The following is an 18,555-nucleotide window of genomic DNA, read 5'->3' as shown; positions in this document are numbered from 1 at the left end:
GGTCCGCTGGATGCGAATCGGGGCCCCGTTCGCCTTAGCGCGCACGGGGCCCCGTTCGTTACAGACCGTGTCCTGGCGTCACGGCAGCAGATCGTGTCCCGGATCCAGCGCCGCCGCGGGATCGACCACGACCGGATCGATGTGCCCGCCCAGGTCACCGAGACCGTTCGCGAACAGGCCGGCGTCCGACTGACCCGAACCGAACGCGTCGACGTCGATCGAGGACCACGCGTTTCCGGCAGCGTCGAGCGCGCCCTGCAGCGCCGAGTTCACGCCACCGGTGAGGTCGGCCACGATGTCGCCGGTTCCTGCGACGCCCGCACCGGTCGCCGCGCCGACGCCGGTCTCGAACCCGGTGTCGAGCCCGGTGTCGACGCCAGCGTCGAAGCCTGCACTCGAACCGAAGTCGCCACCGATCTGGGCATTCCCGATCGCCGTCGTCGCGGCATCCACCGCGCCGCCCAGGGCGCCGTCGAGAGCACCGGAGACGTCGCCCAGGATGTTCCCGCCGAGGTCGAGCCCACCGCCCAGGCCCGCGCCGAGGTCACCGGTGGAACCGAGACCGCCACCCACCTGGCCGCCCGGATCGACGGTCGAACCGAGACCGCCACCGGCCCCGATCGCCGCATCGAGTGCCGCGCCCAGGTCGCCGCCGAGCGAGCCGCCCGCACCGAGCAGACCGCTCAACGCACCACCCAGCTCGGTGCCGAAGCCGCCGTCGCCGGCGAGCACGCTGCCCAGGTCGAGGGAGCCACCGGACTCGAGGCCGCCGCCGAGCACGCCGCCCAACGCGGCGCCGAGATCTGCGCCCGCGGAACCGCCCACACCGAACGCGCCCTCGAGCAGGCCGCCGAGGTCGGCGCCCGCACCCACTTCGAGGCTGCCGCCGAGCGCAAGTGCGCTGCCCAGCGCCGTGCCCAGCGTCGCGGTGAGCGCGCCGTCGACGTCGAGGGCGCTGCCCAGCGCGGCACTGATCGCGGCACCCAGATCACCGCCCGCACCGATCAGGCCGTCGAGGTCGAGACTTCCGCCGATTCCGCCCTCGAGCGCTCCTCCCAGTGCGGCACCGAGATCCGCACCGACCGAACCGCCTGCGGCGAGCACGGATTCGAGGGCACCGCTGAGCGCAGCCGTCAGATCGCCGCCGATGTTGCCGGCCAGCTCGGTCCCCAGGCTGCCGCCCACCGACAGCGCCGACTCGAGCGCGCCGTTCAGCGCCGCCGACAGGTCACCACCGATGCCGAGGGCACCACCGAGCGCGGTTTCCAACGAGCCACCGAGACCACCGGCGGCCTCGACCACACCGTCGAGAACGCCACCGAAGGCCGCTCCGAGCTGTGCCCCGAGGTCGCCGCCGATCCCGAACGCGCTCTCGAGTGCCGCCGTCAGACCGCCGCCGGTCGCGAGCAGGCCGGTCAGATCGAGGCTGCCCAGACCGTCCAGAGCGGCGCCGAGGGCCGCGGCGAGTTCCGTGGTGAGAGCGCCGTCCACACCGAGCGAGCCACCCAGCAGGGCGCCGAGCGAGGCGCCGAGGTCCAGGGCTCCGTCGATGTTCACGAGGTCGGCGACGTCGATCATGCCGCCCAGTTCGAGGGCGCCGCCCAGCGCGGCACCGAGGTCGCCGCCGATCGACCCGCCGATCGACAGCGCCGATTCCAACAGGCCGCTCAGCGACGTACCCAGCTGGGCGGCGAGGTCACCGCCCAGCGCGCCACCCAGGCTGCCGCCCAGCGCCAGGGCGCTGTCGAGTGCCGCGTCGAAGCCGGCACCGAGCCCCCCACCGAGCTCGGCGCCGGCCTCGACTGCCGCGCCCAGGAGCGCACCGAGGGCGGCGCCGAGCTCCCCACCCAGCGCACCTCCGATCCCGAATGCGCTCTCGAGCGCGGCGCTCAACCCGCCGTCGACCGACAGGAGTCCATCCAGATCCAAGCTGCCCACGCCCGCGAACGCCGCGTTCAGGGCGGCACCGAGATCGGTGACGAGCGAACCGTTGACGTCGAGCACCCCACCCAGTGCCGTGGCCAGCGCCCCACCGAGGTCGATCGAGCCGCCGATGTCCGCCAGGCCGCCCAGGTCCAGTCCGCCGCCCAGTCCCAGAGCGGCCTCGAAGGCGCCGCCCAGCGCCGCACCCAACTGCGCGCCGATCGAGCCACCGGCCGCCAGCGCCGCCCCGAGGGCAGCGGCGATGTCGCCGCCGAAGTCGAAGTCGCCGGTGAAGCCGCCCCCTGCCGCGGCGCCCAGGCCGAGACCTGCCCCGGCACCGAGTCCGAGACCGGCGCTGCCGCCGAGTCCGCCGCCGAGTCCGAGGCCGCCACCGGCGGTCGCACCGATGGTGCCGGCCGCGGTGGTGCCCGCCGCGAGGATTGCGCCGAGGTCGCCGGCCGCGCTTCCGAAGAGTCCGGACTCGGCGACCATCGGGGCGACGGCCGCGATGTCTGCGTGGCACAGGTCGCCGAGGCCCGCCGCCGCGAGCGACGCCTGCGGATTCGCGCAGTACGCAGCGGCGGCCTCCTCGTCACGAAGAAGCCGGAGGATGAAGTCGAGTACCGCGTTGCTGGCCATGGGAAAGCTCCTGACAGTAGAAAAGCAGGCTGCCACAGATTCCGTGAAGTCCGACGAGGAACCGCGGCGAGAGTGCCTTCCACGCTACGAATTCGGCGGCCGGCGGGTAACGGGGCAGATCCCCCCGAGCGCCGCGAGGGGGACCCCGTCGACCCCGTATAGGGGATCGCCGGAGGATAGGGGGAGAGCCCCCAACCTGCGATGTCCGCAGACGTTTCCCGTAACGCTCGGTGCGGCGCCGCCGACAATCGGCATACCACCGGCGGTGCCGTGCCCCGCCCCGAACGCATCGGAGATGGACATGACCGCAGGGCTCGGAATTGCTGTCGGAACGGCCAATTCGGACGCCGCGGTCACCCGCGCCGGAGACGTGGGAGAAGACGGTACCGCCTCGGTGATCGCGTCCCGCTCCACGATCGTCCAACTGTCGCCCGACGGCACCGCGACGCTCGGTTCCTCGGGGACAGGCCGGGCGGGCCTCACCGGCTTCGTCGAACGGGTGGCCGATCCGGTCGGCCTCCTCGGTCCCGACGGTCGAGCGCATTCCGGAGAAGACCTGTTCGCGGCGGCCGTCACGTGCCTCGTCGACGAGGTCCGCGCGGACACCGAGTCCGCCCCCGACGAGCAGACGCCGATCGTCGTCACCCATCCGACGCCGTGGAACAGCCACACGGTTCGAGCTCTCGAGTCCGCGCTCGAACGCATCGGGCTGCCGCCGGTGATCCTGGCGTCCGAGGCCACCGCGTGCCTGCGATGGCTCGAATCCGCACGCGGCCCGCAGGACGACGGTGTCGTCGTCGTGTACGACCTGGGGGCCGCGTCGCTCGACGTCTCGGTGATGGGCACCGGCGCCGAGGCGGGCTTGCTCGGGCGGACGCTGCGGTCCGAGGACGTGACCGGCGCGCAGTTCGACCATCTGGTCACCCGGCACGTGCTCGACGACCTCACCGGAAGGACACCCGGATTCGACCCGTTCGATCCGGCCGTCCTCGAGGCTCTGACGATGTTGCGGCGCAACTGTTCCGCAGCCAAGGAGGCCCTGTCCACCGACACCGAGGCCGTCATCCCGGTCGCCCTGCCCGACCTCGAGACGGATGTACGACTCGTCCGCTCCGAACTCGAAGACCTCGTCCGGGCACCACTGACCACGTCCCTGGACCTGATACGCGAAGCGCTGCGCTCCGCCGACGTCGAACCCGGCGACGTCCACCACGTGCTGCTCACCGGTGGCGGTGGCGCGATCCCCCTGCTCGCCGAACTCGTCTCCTCCGAACTGGGAATGACCGTGGTCGCGGCGCCGAACCCGGCGCACACGGCAGCCCTCGGCGCCGCGCTTCTCGCCGCCGACGCCGAGGCCCACGTCGCCGCGCCGGCCGTCCCCACGGCACCGACGGGGATCACGCGGGGCAGCGACTCCACCGAACCACTGACGCCGGTGTTCCCGTCGCGCCTGCACTCCACCCGCAGCGGCACGAACGTCCGGCGCCGCATCGCGATCATCGCGGCGTCCGCGGCAGCCATCGGCGTGCTCGCCGCCGGGGGTCTGTCCATCGGAACCGCCGCCGATCCCGCTCCCGAACAGTCCACTCCCCCGGCATCGTCGGTGCCGCTCGCCGAGAACGCCGCGACCGGCGCGGGCCCGACCGGCGACGGCTCGCCGACGGGGACCGTGACCGTCGTCGGCAGCACCGGCGGAAACTCGACGAATCCCGCGACGGTCGCGGCGCGTAGTGGGTCCACCGCGACGGGCGTCGATCCGACCGGGCGGGCGCTGCCGCAGGGCGTCGCATCCCCGGCCCCCTTCTCCGAGGCGGCCCCCGCCCCCACCGCGGACAACCCCGCGCCGGGCGAGACCCCGACCCAGCCCGTCTACACCCCGCCGCCGGCGGCCGGTGGAGGCACCGCACCCGCTCCGGTCCAGGGCCCCTCCCCCGCGCAGATCGGCACCGGATTCGGTAATGCCGCAGAGGGAGTCGGCAACGGTGTCGGCGCGGTCCTGAACGGCGTCGGTGGAGTCGTCGGCGGTGTCGTCGGTGCGGTCGTGGATCCGGTGACCGGCCTGCTGATCGGGAAGTAGCCGATGCGGACCGGACCCACCACCAGCCCGCCGGGCGCCGACGTCCTGGCCGGAGTGCGCGGGGCGCAGGGCCTCCTCGACACCGCCGGCTCGGACCCGTCCGCACTCGTGCTCGTCCGCGGCCGCTCCGGGAGCGGTAAGTCGCTCGTACTCACCGTGATTCGGGAACACCTGATCGCGCACGGACACGACGTGGTCACCACTGTCGCCGCCGCGGAGACCGGCGACGCGGTCCTCGTGATCGACGGCGCACACACCCTGCCCGCCGACGACCTGGCCGCGCTGCACCGTCTCGTGCAGCGCAATGATCGCGGCGTCGTCGTCGCCGTCGAACCGCGCCCGCACGATCCGGCGCTGTGCGCCCTCGGCACCACGATGCAGACACTCGGTTCGGTGTTCGACCTCGGAGCCCTCACTCCGGCCGACATCGCCGACCGGGCCCGCGCCCGCCGCATCGAGCCGACGCCCTCGCTCGCGCGGTCGCTGCACGAGTGGACCGGCGGCGCGCTCACCCATGTCGACGCGGGGCTGGCGGCGGCGCGGCACGGGGAGGCCGGCGTGCGCGCTGCGGTGATCGCGCACCTGCAGGACGTGCTGCAGCACCTCGACGGCGATGTCGTCGCCGCGCTGGCACTGCACCTGTACGGGGGCGGCACGGACGCCGGCGACCTGGCGCCGGCTCTGGACATCTCACCCGGACAGGCGCAGGCGCTGGCCGACCGGGTCCGCGCGAGCGCCGTCGTGACGCGCTCGGGTTCCGTCCTGCCGCTCGCGCGCCAGCTGCTGACGTCCGCTGTCGGAGTGACGCGGCTGCGCGACCTGCAGTCCCGCCTGCTGGCGACGCGCCTCGACGCCGGCACACTGGATACGCGAACCGCCTGCACGCTCGCCCAATCCGGGTTGGACGATCCCCGCCTCGCCGAGTTCCTCTGCACCCGAGCGCATTCGGCCGATCCGTCGGAGGCGTACACGATCTACGACTGCGCCATCCTGGCCGGCGCGGACGCCGACGCCCTGGCCCTGCACCGCTGCGAGGCCGGCGCGCTGAGCGGCAACCTCGACACCGCGCACGCACTGGCTGACGCCCTGCTCACGCGGGCCGACGACCTCGATCCTGCCGAAGTATGTGCCGCCGTGCGTATCTCGTCGAGCATCGCCGCCCAACGCGGCGAGCTGGGACACAGCGCCGACCTGTACGAGTGGCTGGGCCCGGACCGTGCCGGCGTCGACGCGCCCATCGCCGCCACCGTCCTGCTCGCCGCCGGGCGTCCGGAGCCGGCCGAGGCGATGCTGGCGCGCGGACGCCAGGGTCCGCCCACGTCCGCGGCGGCGGGCACCGCACTGCTCGCCGACGGCCTCGCCCAGTCGATCGCCGGATCCGGTGCCGTGGCGATGAATTCGCTCACCCGCGCGATGGCGATGCTGTCGAGTAGCGCCCGCAGCCGCATCCTGCCGGACACCGCACCTGCCGTCACGGCAATGCTGTGCCTGCATTCGGGTGAACTCGCCCACGCCGAGGCGGTGCTGCGGCAGGCCCTCGAACTCGACCCGACCGCCGGGATCACCCGATCCCGCCACCTCGTCCTGTCGGCCTGGACCGCGATGATCGGCGGCGACCTCGCCGGTGCCGGGACGATCCTCGACGGCCTGCCCACCGACCGGGCACTGCCCGCCCGGGAAGCGTTCTTCCTGCACGGCCTTCGGATCGGCCTCGCCCGGCGCCAGGGCGACGTCGGAGCACTGCAACGCGAATGGACGCAGGCGCAGCCGGTCGTCGCCGGGTACTCGGCCGATCTCTTCGGACTGCTGCCGCTGGGTGAACTGTGGCTGGCCGCGGTTCGCCTGGGCGACGAGCAACGCATCCTGCATCTCGTCGAGCAGGCACAGGACCTGCTCGTCCGGCTCGGCGAGCCCGCGCTGTGGGGTGCCACGCTGCACTGGTACGGGGTACAGGCCGCGATCCTCGGCGAGAATCCGGCGGCACTGCTCCCGCACGCGCGGGCGCTGGCCGCCTCGGCCGAGGTCAGTTCGTACGCCGCCGGTCTCGCCGCCGCGGGCCGCGTGTGGCTGCGCGTGCTCCGCGAGGAAGCGGAGTCGGCCGAGGTGGAGGCCGCGGCGCGCACGCTCGACCGCATCGGACTTCCTTGGGACGGAGCACGACTCGCAGGAGAGGCGGCCCTGCGCGTGTCCGACACCCGCGGCGCGACCGCGCTGCTCCAGGTGGCGCGCTCGCTACGCGGCGCCGCGGCGGCACAGTCCGGCGGCGAGATCACCGCCACCGATCCGGCGGTGGGCACCCTCACCGACCGGGAGGCCGACGTCGCGGAACTGCTCGTCCTCGGCCTCACCCACCGTGAGATCGGCGCCCGCCTCTACATCGCACCCAAGACCGTCGAGCATCACGTCGCGCGCATCCGGCGACGTCTCGGCGCCAACTCTCGCTCGGAGCTGCTGTCGATGCTGCGGGCGCTCGGCCACGGAGGCCCGGAAACCTCTGCTTCGTGAACTTCGGGACTTTGTTCTCCGGCGGGTCGGCCGCAACGTGCCCTATTGTTGACAGCTGATCCCGAAGACCCGAAGGAATTCAATGCGTATCCCGCTGGCGCCGCGCGCCGCTGTGCATTCGTTCGCCCGCCGCGTCGCCGTCGTCGGATCGTCTGCGCTCCTGGTACTCGTACCGCTGTCCGCCTCCGCGCAGGCCGAACCCGCCGCGTCGGGTTCGCAGGTCTCCCAGCTGTCGGCGGACCAACTGCCGGACGAACTGGTCGAGGCCATCACCCGGGATCTGAAGATCACCCCGCAGGAATACCTGGACCGTGCCGCCCGCGCCCAGGAACTCGTCTCGTATGCCGACGACTTCCGCGCCGAACGCCCCCACGAGTTCGCGGGCGCATGGATGGCACTCGACGGCCACCCCGTGGTCTCGGTGACCACCGCGGAGGCGGCGCTGACCGCAGCCCGGGACGGGTACCGCACGCAGATGGCCGCCGTGTCGTCGGAGGGCCTGGAGAAGTCCCTCGCCGACTTCAACCACTGGGTCACCGAGCTGCCCCGCGAGATCTCCTCCCAGATCGGCCGCGCCACTGTCGACGTCCTCAACAACCAGATCGTCGTCGACGTCGCCAACAGCCCCGTCGGCCGGGCACTCGACCTGCCGACCCTGCTGGCCAACATCAAGGTGCAGGTGCAGTCGTTCGGCCCGGTGCCGGTCGCGAGCGGACCGCTCGGCGGTGACACGTACATCACCTCCCCACAGCGCCTGGTGGACACCCCCGAGGGCGGCATCAGCGTGTGTTCCTTCGGCTTCAACGGCGTCGACCGCGGCGGCAACGCCGTCAACATCAGTGCGGGCCACTGCGACCCCGCACCCGGCCGCAACGCCGCCGTGTTCCTGCCCAACCGGGCGAACGTCCCCGACAGCCTCGAGGTGGGCCGGTTCGCGCGCTCCGAGGTGGGCGACGTCGACGGCCTCGACTACTCGCTGATCCGCCTCAACGACGCGGGTGTCCGCGCCGGCCTGGACCGCCCGGTCATCCGCGGCGCCGGCGGCAGCGCGCTCACCGTCACCGGCACGGCCGTCCCGGTCGTGGGAGCACCGATCTGCAAGTCGGGTCAGACGTCGTCGTTCACGTGCGGCGTCGTGACGGCCGAGCGGGTCGAGGCTCTGCTGGCGGTCGCCCCCAACGACATCCGGGTGGTCCGCGGCTTCTCCGGCACCGCCTGCACGCTCGGCGGCGACAGCGGTGGCGCGATCGTCACGGGCACGCTGGCCCTCGGCATCACCAGTGGCTCCAACAGCACCGATGCGCCGTCGTGCGGCGAGGCCAACATCGTCTACGCCTTCGACGGCGGCGCCAGCAATCTCGGCATCCCGATCCAGAGCATCCTCGACTCGGCGAACGCCACGTCGGGCGGCGGCCTCGGTGCCGGGCTGACGGTGCGCACCGGAACCGCCGCCCACTGACCGACATCGGTGAATTTCCGGCGTCAATCGGGCGAATCGGGTGGGCACTCCGCTCGCCGGACCATATAGTCGAACGCGACTCGGAACACCCGCACCGCCGGGTGTTCCTCTCTGCGTGCCTCGGGGTCCACGGCCGTAGGGCGGACGATAGAAAGGCCCACATGCGAAGCTCGCTCGCACGTCGTGCTGCGGTGTTCGGTTCCGCTGCACTTCTTCTCGTCGCTCCTGCCGTCGCCCAGGCGGCTCCCGGGCCCGACACCTCCGGCGTCTCCGACCAGGCGGCGCACCTGCCGATCCAACTGATCGACGCGTTGCAGCGGGATCTGCAGCTCACGCCCGGCCAGTACCTCGAACGGTCGGAGGCCGCACAGAAACTCGCCGAGTTCGCGGCGATGGCCGGCGTCGAGTTCCCCGACGCGTTCGGCGGGACCTGGCTCGATACGGCGGGCGTCCCCGTCGTCGGCGTCGCGGGTCCGGACGGTGCCGCACTCCGGGACGCGGCAGCGCAGGCCGGTTTCACGCCTCAGGAGGTCGCGCGCAGCGCGCACCGCCTCGACGCCGACCACACCGCGCTCACCGACTGGATCGCGACGCTGCCGCCGGAGATCGCGAACCTCGTGAACGGCGTCTCCGTCGACATCGCCGCCAACACGGTCGTCCTCCGCACCGAGAACGCTGCCGAACCGCTGCTCGATCTGCTGCCGCCGGGTCTCCGGGAGGCGGCGCGTGTGGTCCTCGGGCCGGCGCTCGGCTCGCTCGAGCCCGCGCCCACCGGTCTCCAGACCGCCTACTTCAGCACCGACGCCCTCCTCGGCGGCGACTCGTACGAGGCCCGCAGCGGCGGAAACGGCCTGCGCTGCTCGCTCGGCTTCAACGCCGTCGACCAGGCCGGCGCGCCCGTGAACATCAGCGCCGGACACTGCGATCCCAGCCCGGCGTCGGCGGGGACCCCGTCCGCCTCCGTCGCCAACACCATGGTGGGCGGCCTGACGGGACCGACCGTCGGCACCTTCGAGAAGACCGTGCTGCGCGGAATGGACTACTCGATCATCCGGCCCAACCGCACGTCGGCGTCGCTGCTCGCGAACAACATGGTCCGCGTCCCCAACGCCGAGGCGCTGCGCATCACCGGCACCGCGAACCCCGTCGTCGGCGCCCCCGTCTGCAAGGCCGGTAGCACCACGGGCTTCAACTGTGGCGTCGTGACCAACGTCGGCCGGAGCATCACGGTCGGCGACCGCGTCATCGACAACGGATTCGACACCGACATCTGCGCGCTCCGCGGCGACAGCGGCGGCCCGGTCGTCACCGGCACCCAGGCCCTGGGTATCTCCAGCGCCTCGAACCTTGCTGCCGTGGCCACGTGCGACGCCACCGCGGTGCAGCAGGCCACCGGCGGAATGGGACCGATGCTGTCGGCCACGCCGATCAACTCCATCCTGGGTGCCAACCCGGGGCTGGCGGTTCGCACCTCGTAACTCCGAACGGACAAGAGAAGGGGTTCGCTTCCTCCGAGTAATTCGGAGGAAGCGAACCCCTTCTTCTTGTTCGGTGCCCGCTTCTCGTTAGGTGCCCGATCAGCCCGCGGCGGGCGCCGGGGTGTTCATCGTCTGGTACACCTGCCAGCCGTTGTAGGCGAGAACGGGTCCGGCGGCGACGATGGTGCCGATGATTCCGCCGGCGGTAGCGCCTGTGGCAATTCCCCCCAGGCAAGCTGCTGGACCGGTCGAGCCGCCACCGACGCACCCGATGACAGCACCGATCACGGTGCCGATCAGCGAACCCACCGTGACCGCCGAGTCCACGCCCTCGGCCAGTTTGTCGAGCATCGACAGGTCGATGGGCAGCGGCGGCAGGGTCGGGCCGGCGACGTCGGCCATCGTGGCCTTCGCCGGGTCGGTCTCGGGAGTGAGCGTGAGCTGACGGCCTTCGACGACGGGGGCGATCGAGAACTCGCGGTCGCCGAGGCGGTAGGTCAACGGCAGCGTCTGGATGACCTGTCCCGCATCGTTGCGGATCTCGACGAACCTGCCGTCGGAGGTGACGTGGAATCCACCGGCGTCGAGGACGGTCACGACGCTGCGCCCGTCGATGTGCGCCTGGTAGCCGACTCCGTCCTGGGCGGGTGCCGGCTGTGCGTACGCGGTGCCCGCGCCCACGCCCATCGCGGCGATCACGAGGGCCGACGTGGCGGCGAATTTCCGAAGCTTCATTGGCTTTCGTTCCGTTCTGTGACTGCCACGAATGGCCCCCCGAATTATTCGATTTTCGAAACCCGAGCCGGTCCCGCTACGCAGGTACCGGCTTCTACCAGCCGAAACGGGCGAGGAATGCAACCCGGGTCGCGGCGAATCATATCCCAGCCGGACATTGATCCGTCGCAGGATGAACCCGTCAAATTGCTAAACATACGTCCAATTGAATGTGTCCCGAATATGACCACGGGCGAGTTAGGACATCCTGTGCGACACCAGCCACATAGCACCGCATACCGTTAACTGAATACGACTCCGAGTCGCGACGGCCAGCCCCCTTCGCGTCCCCGGATCGAAGGCTCCAACGGCCACGGCGCGCCGCATCGAGGAACCAGAAGATGCAGGAAACGACGCTTCGCGCTATGTTACCGGTTAGTAGATGTTGCAAGTTACCGGCGAGTAACTTGTGAGCGGTTACGATCTGTGGGCTGACCCACAGGCGGCACGCGTGCTGCCCCGAAACGAAAGGCTTCGACATGAATGCCCTGACGATTACGTTGGGCACCGTCGGCGTACTGCTGAGCCTCGTCTGTTGGGCCTCGTTCCTCAGCGGAGCTTGGCGGATGGCGAAGACCGTGCAGATCGGGCAGTCCGCGCCCGACCGCTGGCGCCCGTTCTTCCCCCGCTTCAAGCAGATGATCGTCGAGTTCATCGCGCACACCCGGATGCAGAAGTTCCGCACCGTGGGCTGGGCGCACTGGCTCGTCATGATCGGCTTCCTCGGCGGTGCAGCCCTGTGGTTCGAGGCGTACGGCCAGACCTTCGACCCGACGTTCCACTGGCCGCTGTTCGGCAACACGTGGGTGTGGCACCTGTGGGACGAGATCCTGGGTATCGGCACCGTGGTCGGCATCCTGACGCTGATCGTGATCCGTCAGCTCAACCATCCGCGCATCCCCGAGCGGCTGTCGCGCTTCGCCGGTTCCAAGTTCACGCCGGCATACTTCGTCGAGGTCGTCGTCCTGCTCGAGGGCCTGGGCATGATCCTGGTGAAGGCCGGCCGCATCGCGATGACCGGCCACTCCAACCCGTGGACCGACTTCTTCACGATGCAGGTCGCCAAGCTGCTGCCCGCCAGCGCCGTGATGGTCTCGATCTTCGCGTTCGTCAAGCTGATGTCGGGCATGATCTGGCTCTTCGTCGTCGGCCGCAACATCACGTGGGGCGTCGCGTGGCACCGCTTCTCGGCGTTCCCGAACATCTACTTCAAGCGTGAGGACGACGGCGGCGTCGCCCTGGGCGCTGCCAAGCCGATGATGTCCAAGGGCCGCGCCCTCGACATGGAGAACGTCGATCCCGACACCGACACGCTCGGCGCCGGCCGCGTCGAGGACTTCTCGTGGAAGGGCTGGCTGGACTTCACGACGTGTACCGAGTGCGGTCGCTGCCAGTCGCAGTGCCCTGCGTGGAACACCGGCAAGCCGCTGTCCCCGAAGCTGCTCATCATGTCGCTGCGCGACCACGGCTACGCCAAGGCCCCGTACCTGCTGGCCGGTGGCCGCAAGGACATGGGCGGCGACGAGGTCGGCCTGGTCGACGCCGACGGCAACGCCGACGAGGCCGCGCTCGCCAAGATTCCCGAAGCTGCCCGCGCCGAGGCCGAGCGTCCGCTGGTGGGCGAGTCGGTAGAGGGTGGACTCGGCGGCATCATCGACCCCGAGACGCTGTGGTCGTGCACCACGTGTGGCGCGTGCGTCGAGCAGTGCCCGGTCGACATCGAGCACGTCGACCACATCATCGACATGCGTCGCTACCAGGTGCTGATCGAGTCGGAGTTCCCGTCCGAGCTCGCGGGTCTGTTCAAGAACCTCGAGAACAAGGGCAATCCGTGGGGCCAGAACTCCAAGGACCGGCTCAACTGGATCAACGAGATGGACTTCGAGATCCCGGTCTACGGCCAGGACGCGGATTCCTTCGAGGACTACGAGTACCTGTTCTGGGTCGGCTGCGCCGGCGCCTACGAGGACCGTGCGAAGAAGACCACCAAGGCCGTCGCCGAGCTGCTCGCGACCGCCGGCGTGAAGTTCATGGTCCTCGGTGCCGAGGAGACCTGTACCGGTGACTCCGCTCGCCGTGCCGGTAACGAGTTCCTCTTCCAGCAGCTCGCGATGCAGAACATCGAGACCCTGAACGCGGTGTTCGACGGCACCCCGGAGAGCAAGCGCAAGATCGTCGTCACGTGTGCGCACTGCTTCAACGCGCTCGGCAACGAGTACCCCCAGGTCGGCGGCGTCTACGAGGTGGTCCACCACACGCAGCTGCTCAACCGCCTGGTCCGGGCCAAGAAGCTGGTTCCGGTCGCCAAGCTGAACGAGGACGTCACCTACCACGACCCGTGCTACCTGGGCCGTCACAACAAGGTGTACGACGCGCCGCGTGAGCTGATGGAGGCGTCCGGCGCCAAGCTCAACGAGATGCCGCGTCACGGCGAGCGGTCCATGTGCTGTGGTGCCGGTGGCGCCCGCATGTGGATGGAAGAGCAGCTCGGCAAGCGCATCAACATCGATCGCGTCGACGAGGCGCTGACGACCTCGCCGAAGAAGATCGCGACGGGTTGCCCGTTCTGCCGCGTCATGCTCACCGACGGCGTCACCGCCCGTCAGGAGCAGGGCCAGGGCGAGGGCGTCGAGGTTGTCGACGTCGCGCAGATGATGCTCGAGACCGTCACGCGCCTCGATTCCACGCAGCTCACCGCGAACCTCAAGGTCGAGCAGCGTGAGAAGGCGCCGGTCGCTGCCGCACCGGCGGCAGCCGAGGCCGTCGCCGAGGTCAAGGAAGCCGAGCGGGTGCAGGAGGTCGAGGAGGCTGCGGCCACCCCGTCCGCGCAGACAGCTCCCGCCGGCAAGGGCCTGCAGATGAAGGGCCTCGCCAAGGCTCCCGGCGCGAAGGCACCGGGCGGCAAGGGCCTCCAGATGAAGGGCGCCGCCAAGGCTCCGGGTGCCAAGGCCGAGGCCGCCGCTCCTGCCGAGGCTGCTCCCGCTGCCGAAACGCCGGCGACGCCGACCGCCAAGCCCGGCGGACTGGGTATGAAGGGCGGGGCCAAGGCACCCGGCGGCAAGGGCCTGCAGATGAAGGGCGCCGCTAAGGCTCCCGGCGCGAAGGCACCTGCGGCTCCTGCGGCTCCCGCGGCCGAGGCACCCGCCGCCGAAGCACCGGCTGCACCCGCAGCACCGGCCGCCAAGCCCGGCGGACTCGCCATGAAGGGCGGAGCCAAGGCACCCGGCGGCAAGGGCCTGCAGATGAAGGGTGGGGCGAAGGCTCCGGGCGCGAAGCCCGCGGCGCCCGAGGCTTCCGCTGCTCCGGCCGCTCCGGCCGCTCCGGCAGCCGAGCCCGAGGCACCTGAAGCTTCGACCGCTCCGGCAGCCGAGGCACCGGCGGCGCCCGCCGAGGCCAAGCCGGTCCCGCAGGCGAAGGCAGGCGGACTGGGCTTCAAGTCCGGCGCGAAGGCCCCGGGCGCCCGCAAGGCCGCCCCGGCCGCACCGGCTCCGGCTGCCCCGGCGGCTGAGCCGGCCACCGAGCCCGAGCCCGCCGAGCCCCAGGCCGAGGCCGCACCGGTCGAGGCACCTGCTGCCGAGACTCCCGCTGCCGAGGCGCCCGCGCCGAAGCAGGAGGAGTCGACTCCGCCTCCGCCGCAGGCCAAGCCCGGTGCACTGGGCTTCAAGGCCGGCGCGAAGGCTCCCGGCCGCAAGAAGTAGTTCCCCACGTCAGCGCCCCCACCGTTCGCGGTGGGGGCGCTTTCGTGTCCGCGCTCCCCCCAGCACCACACACCCTTTCCTGGCGTCACACACGGTTTCCCTGCGGAAGTCCCGTGTGAACCCGGCAAAACGTGTGTGGGTCCACGCTGTGCACAGCTCCGCGCCTATCCACAGGCTCGCCCGGGAACCCGCACGGACGGCCGTTCGACCGGCCGCGTCGACGGCACGATGCCGGAGTGGACTCACACATCATTCGACGTTCCGAGGCCCTGCAACGCGGGGCAGCCGACCATCAACTGCAACGGCAGTGCCGCACCGGGGCGTGGCGGCGGATCCGGCCGGGCCGATACGCGTCGGCGGACGCGTTCGACGCTCTCGACACTCACGAGCGACACCGACTCCGGGCGGTGGAAACCCTGCGCGCGGCGTCCGCCGACGCTGTCCTCAGCCACCAATCGGCGGCGGTCGTCCACGGCCTGGGCCTGTGGAACACACCACTGTCCGTCACACATCTGACTCGTAACCGCCCCACCGGTGGGCGACGCACCCGGCATCGTCATGTCCACTCCGCGGTACTTCGACCCGAGGAGATCGCGGACGTCGACGGACTGCCCGTCACGACCGTGGCCCGGACGGTGGCAGACCTCGCACGAACGTTGCCGTTCGAGCAGGCCGTCGTCGCCGGCGATCATGCGCTCCACGCGGCGGGACTGACTTCCGAGGACGTTGCTGCTGCGGCGAACGCGCTGCCACCCCACGCGGGACGGCAGCGCGTTCACCGCATCCTCGCGCAACTCGACGGCCGGTCCGAGAGCGTCGGCGAATCCCGCAGCCGGGTGTTGATGCTGCGCGAGCAGTTGCCTGTCCCCGAGTGTCAGCCCAACCTCTACTCGGCCGACGGCGATCGTCTGGGACGTGTGGACTTCCTGTTCGAGGAGTGCGCTGTCGTGGGCGAGTTCGACGGCCGCGGCAAGTACGGCCGGCTGGTCCCCGACGGACAGGTCCCGGCGGACGTGGTGTGGGCGGAGAAGGTTCGCGAGGACGCCATCCGGGACGCCGGCTGGCAGGTGGCGCGGTGGACCTGGGACGAGCTCGAGCTCCCCGGCGTGGTGGCCCGTCGGATCCTCGACGCCGTTCGCCGGGCCCGGCTCTCACCGCCACCCACTGGACGCGTCGAACACACGCCGAGGCGCTGACCGGATCACACACATCCTGCCCGCACCACACACCGCTTCACCATCGAATGCACGTGTGATGCCGACAAGGGGTGTGTGCAGCGGCGGTGATCACCCCCGACCTACGGCCGCCACAGCTCCAGCCGCGGCACCCCGGGCGTCTCGAAGCCCATCACCTGCCCGTAGAAGGACAGCTCGGCCTCGCGGGCGCTGACGATCGTCTCGACGCGCCGGAATCCGTGCGCCTCACCCTCGTAGGCGAGGTATGCGTGCGGAATCTTCTTGTCCAGCAGGGCGGTACGGAATCGCTCGGCCTGCGACGGCGGGACGATCGGGTCGGACAGGCCCTGCAGCAGCAGTACCGGACACGACAGACCGTCGACGTTGTTGACGGGCGCGCGCCGGACGTACAGGTCGGCGGCGTCGGGCAGCGGACCGATGAGGCCGTCGATGTACCGGGATTCGAAGTCGTGGGTCTCCTTGACGAACTCCATCAGTTCGGCGACGCCGTAGTACGACACGCCGCACGCGAAGACGTCGGAGGTGGTGAGCGCCGACAGCACCGTCCACCCTCCGGCCGAGCCACCCTCGATCGCGAGACGGTCGGGGTCGGCCAGGCCCGCGTCGGCGAGGCCGCGGACGGCCGCGACGGTGTCCTCGACGTCGACGATGCCCCACTGCCCGCGCAGCCGATTTCGGTACTCGCGCCCGAAGCCGCTGGACCCGCCGTAGTTGACGTCGACAACGCCGATGCCCCGGCTGGTGAAGTAGGCGTACACCAGATGCACCGCGGGCGCGACGTGCGCGGTGGGGCCACCGTGCACGAACGCGACGTACGGCGGCAGTTCACCCTCGGGTGCAACGAAGTTCGGGTTGCGCGGGGCGTAGACGAGCGCATGGACCTCGCGTTCGGGGCCCTCGAAGGTGAGTGCCTGCGCTTCCGGGAGGTACTCGACGTCCGGCAGGTCGTCGACCGACAGCCGGACGTCGGTGAGCGTGCCGACACCGAGGTCGAGCAGTCGCAGACCCGAGGCGACGCGGGCGCCACCGCAGCGCAACAGGATCCGACGTCCGTCGGTGTCGCAGATCTGCACCGACGAGATGTCCTCGAGTTCGATGTCGCGCAGCGCACCGGTGGCCGGGTCGAGCAACGCGAGCGTGTCCGTCCCGACGGTCCGCGTGGTCAGGACGGTGCCGGCGTCGAGTTCGACGTGCCACACCGCCCCCAACTGCCACAGTGGCGCACCGAAGTCCGCATCGATGGGGCGGACCGGCGCGACCTCACCGAACAGATTGACGCGGTACAGGTTCCACCATCCACTCCGGTCGCTGATCACGCGCAGCGTCTCGTCGTCGATCCACTCGGGTTGCAGCACCGATTCCTCGGTCCCACCGAGGAGCACGTCGACCTCACCGGTGTCGAGGCGGAGCACGCGCAGTTCGGTTCCGTCCCAAGGCATCTGCGGGTGGTTCCATGCGATCCATGCGAGGTGCGAGCGGTCCGGCGACAACCTCGGGTAGGCGAGGAAGTCGGAGCCGCCGACGATCGACCGCACAGCCGCCGCATCGACCGCGGCCGATCCGTCGAGCGGCACCGCGCAGATGTCGCGCACCGGCGACGCCGACACCCCGTGGCGCTCGCGCACGCACCACACCTCGTCGCCGACGATCGCGAGGTCGCCGTAGCGATCCGACGCCGGGACGGACGGGAGCGGCGTGATCGGGACCGGGGCGACGTCGGTGCGCGGGTCGAATCGGTACAGCCGCTGGTCGCTGAACTCGGCGAACACCAGCACCCCGTCGCCGGTGACGGTCCACGCGCCGCCGCCGTACTCGTGGACGCGGGTGCGCGCGTTCCACGGTGCGGGCAGGACGTCGACGACATCGCCGTCGTCGCCGCGCCGCCGGATCGCGGTGCGTCCCCCCTCGGTGGGGCGCAGTTCCGACCACCACACCTGCTCGCCGACGAACCGACCACCGTCCACCGGGTGTCCGCTGGCAGCCAGGTCGGCGGCGCTGATCGGCGAGATCCAGGATCCGTAGGGAGCAGTTGCGGCTGCGGCAGACGTCATGTGCACAACCCTAGCCACGAGCGTGCCTCCACCACGTAGCGTTTCCACATGGCTCCCGAGATGCCCGGGCCCCTGCCCTCACGGTTCGTGGACGCACCGGTCGCGCGGATGGCGACGGTGTCGGCGGACGGCGGCCCGCACCTGGTGCCGGTGGTGTTCGCCGCGGTCGGGTACGTCGTGTTCACGGCGGTGGACGACAAGCCGAAGTCCACCCGACGCCTGCGTCGGCTGGCGAACATCGCGGCAACGGGCCGGGTCAGCCTGCTCGTGGACCACTACGACGACGACTGGTCGCGGCTGTGGTGGATCCGCGCGGACGGGACCGGCGAGGTGCTGGAACCCGATTCGGACGTCGGGGTCGCGGCGATCGACGCGCTGGTGGCGAAGTACCACCAGTACGCGTCGATGCGACCGACCGGCCCCGTGATCGAAGTGCGGGTGTCCGGTTGGCGTGAATGGTCGGCGTCCTGACCCATTCGGGCATCGCACGCCCTTGTGACGCAGGGCACATCGGGTTCACGATGGAAGGACCCTGTCTGTATTTCGTCCTGGAAGGACGGTCTTCTCATGACACGCAGGATTGCCGGAATTCTCGCCGCGCTCGCGATGATGCTCTCGTTCGCCGCGTTCGCTGCACCGGCTGCATCGGCAGAGGAAGCGACACCCGCGCAGGGGTCGGTGGGGCTGTGCCTCGTCATCCCGCTGGGATCGCTGGTGTATCCCATCTGCATCTGACCCCGACCGCGTCGCACCTG

The 18,555-nt window shown here is 70.9% G+C and carries 11 protein-coding genes; 8 read left to right on the top strand and 3 right to left on the bottom strand.

Going from position 1 to position 18,555, the window contains the following annotated elements; genetic code table 11:
* Positions 1 to 78 precede the first annotated feature (78 nt).
* On the bottom strand, positions 79 to 2,562 hold the full coding sequence (locus tag PSS76_RS04370) for an IniB N-terminal domain-containing protein (RefSeq protein WP_337455909.1): 2,484 nt from the start codon (positions 2,560 to 2,562) through the stop codon (positions 79 to 81).
* A 301-nt stretch (positions 2,563 to 2,863) separates the two neighbouring features.
* Between PSS76_RS04370 and PSS76_RS04365 the strand changes: the two genes are divergently transcribed.
* From PSS76_RS04365 to PSS76_RS04350, 4 genes are all read left to right on the top strand, one after another.
* Positions 2,864 to 4,639 (top strand): Hsp70 family protein, encoded by a 1,776-nt coding sequence (locus PSS76_RS04365; protein ID WP_337455908.1) that lies wholly within the window; start codon positions 2,864 to 2,866, stop codon positions 4,637 to 4,639.
* Positions 4,640 to 4,642: 3 nt separating this feature from the next.
* Complete coding sequence (locus PSS76_RS04360; protein ID WP_337455907.1) at positions 4,643 to 7,144, top strand: LuxR C-terminal-related transcriptional regulator; 2,502 nt, start codon at positions 4,643 to 4,645, stop codon at positions 7,142 to 7,144.
* Positions 7,145 to 7,226: 82 nt separating this feature from the next.
* The gene (locus tag PSS76_RS04355; protein ID WP_005517675.1) at positions 7,227 to 8,603 is read left to right on the top strand and encodes a S1 family peptidase; all 1,377 of its coding nucleotides are present in this window, start codon (positions 7,227 to 7,229) and stop codon (positions 8,601 to 8,603) included.
* A gap of 161 nt (positions 8,604 to 8,764) precedes the next feature.
* Positions 8,765 to 10,081 (top strand): S1 family peptidase, encoded by a 1,317-nt coding sequence (locus PSS76_RS04350; RefSeq protein ID WP_064059149.1) that lies wholly within the window; start codon positions 8,765 to 8,767, stop codon positions 10,079 to 10,081.
* 99 nt (positions 10,082 to 10,180) lie between these two features.
* Here PSS76_RS04350 and PSS76_RS04345 read toward each other — a convergent pair whose 3' ends face one another.
* Positions 10,181 to 10,816 carry a DUF8020 domain-containing protein gene (locus PSS76_RS04345; RefSeq protein WP_013417187.1) on the bottom strand — a complete coding sequence of 212 codons (636 nt, stop codon included), beginning with the start codon at positions 10,814 to 10,816 and terminating at the stop codon, positions 10,181 to 10,183.
* Positions 10,817 to 11,334: 518 nt separating this feature from the next.
* Here PSS76_RS04345 and PSS76_RS04340 point away from each other — a divergent pair.
* Both PSS76_RS04340 and PSS76_RS04335 read left to right on the top strand, forming a co-directional pair.
* Complete coding sequence (locus tag PSS76_RS04340; RefSeq protein ID WP_337455906.1) at positions 11,335 to 14,553, top strand: (Fe-S)-binding protein; 3,219 nt, start codon at positions 11,335 to 11,337, stop codon at positions 14,551 to 14,553.
* A gap of 236 nt (positions 14,554 to 14,789) precedes the next feature.
* Positions 14,790 to 15,749 (top strand): type IV toxin-antitoxin system AbiEi family antitoxin domain-containing protein, encoded by a 960-nt coding sequence (locus tag PSS76_RS04335; protein WP_337455905.1) that lies wholly within the window; start codon positions 14,790 to 14,792, stop codon positions 15,747 to 15,749.
* Positions 15,750 to 15,850: 101 nt separating this feature from the next.
* Here PSS76_RS04335 and PSS76_RS04330 read toward each other — a convergent pair whose 3' ends face one another.
* A complete protein-coding gene (locus PSS76_RS04330) occupies positions 15,851 to 17,800 on the bottom strand; it encodes a dipeptidyl-peptidase 5 (protein ID WP_081185227.1) in 1,950 nt (649 codons plus the stop codon).
* Between the two features lie 48 nt (positions 17,801 to 17,848).
* Between PSS76_RS04330 and PSS76_RS04325 the strand changes: the two genes are divergently transcribed.
* A complete protein-coding gene (locus PSS76_RS04325) occupies positions 17,849 to 18,271 on the top strand; it encodes a TIGR03668 family PPOX class F420-dependent oxidoreductase (RefSeq protein WP_337455904.1) in 423 nt (140 codons plus the stop codon).
* A gap of 96 nt (positions 18,272 to 18,367) precedes the next feature.
* The gene (locus PSS76_RS04320; protein WP_337455903.1) at positions 18,368 to 18,535 is read left to right on the top strand and encodes a hypothetical protein; all 168 of its coding nucleotides are present in this window, start codon (positions 18,368 to 18,370) and stop codon (positions 18,533 to 18,535) included.
* Positions 18,536 to 18,555 lie beyond the last annotated feature (20 nt).

Origin of the sequence: Prescottella sp. D32, from assembly GCF_037287305.1 — a bacterium.
GTDB lineage: Bacteria > Actinomycetota > Actinomycetes > Mycobacteriales > Mycobacteriaceae > Prescottella > Prescottella equi.
This window is presented reverse-complemented; position numbering and strand designations above follow the sequence as displayed.

Coding starts and splice junctions, on each gene's coding strand:
- PSS76_RS04350 (WP_064059149.1), top strand. CDS start 8,765: ATGCGAAGCTCGCTCGCACGTCGTGCTGCGGTGTTCGGTTCCGCTGCA.
- PSS76_RS04340 (WP_337455906.1), top strand. CDS start 11,335: ATGAATGCCCTGACGATTACGTTGGGCACCGTCGGCGTACTGCTGAGC.
- PSS76_RS04355 (WP_005517675.1), top strand. CDS start 7,227: ATGCGTATCCCGCTGGCGCCGCGCGCCGCTGTGCATTCGTTCGCCCGC.
- PSS76_RS04325 (WP_337455904.1), top strand. CDS start 17,849: ATGGCTCCCGAGATGCCCGGGCCCCTGCCCTCACGGTTCGTGGACGCA.
- PSS76_RS04345 (WP_013417187.1), bottom strand. CDS start 10,816: ATGAAGCTTCGGAAATTCGCCGCCACGTCGGCCCTCGTGATCGCCGCG.
- PSS76_RS04330 (WP_081185227.1), bottom strand. CDS start 17,800: ATGACGTCTGCCGCAGCCGCAACTGCTCCCTACGGATCCTGGATCTCG.
- PSS76_RS04320 (WP_337455903.1), top strand. CDS start 18,368: ATGACACGCAGGATTGCCGGAATTCTCGCCGCGCTCGCGATGATGCTC.
- PSS76_RS04365 (WP_337455908.1), top strand. CDS start 2,864: ATGACCGCAGGGCTCGGAATTGCTGTCGGAACGGCCAATTCGGACGCC.
- PSS76_RS04360 (WP_337455907.1), top strand. CDS start 4,643: ATGCGGACCGGACCCACCACCAGCCCGCCGGGCGCCGACGTCCTGGCC.
- PSS76_RS04370 (WP_337455909.1), bottom strand. CDS start 2,562: ATGGCCAGCAACGCGGTACTCGACTTCATCCTCCGGCTTCTTCGTGAC.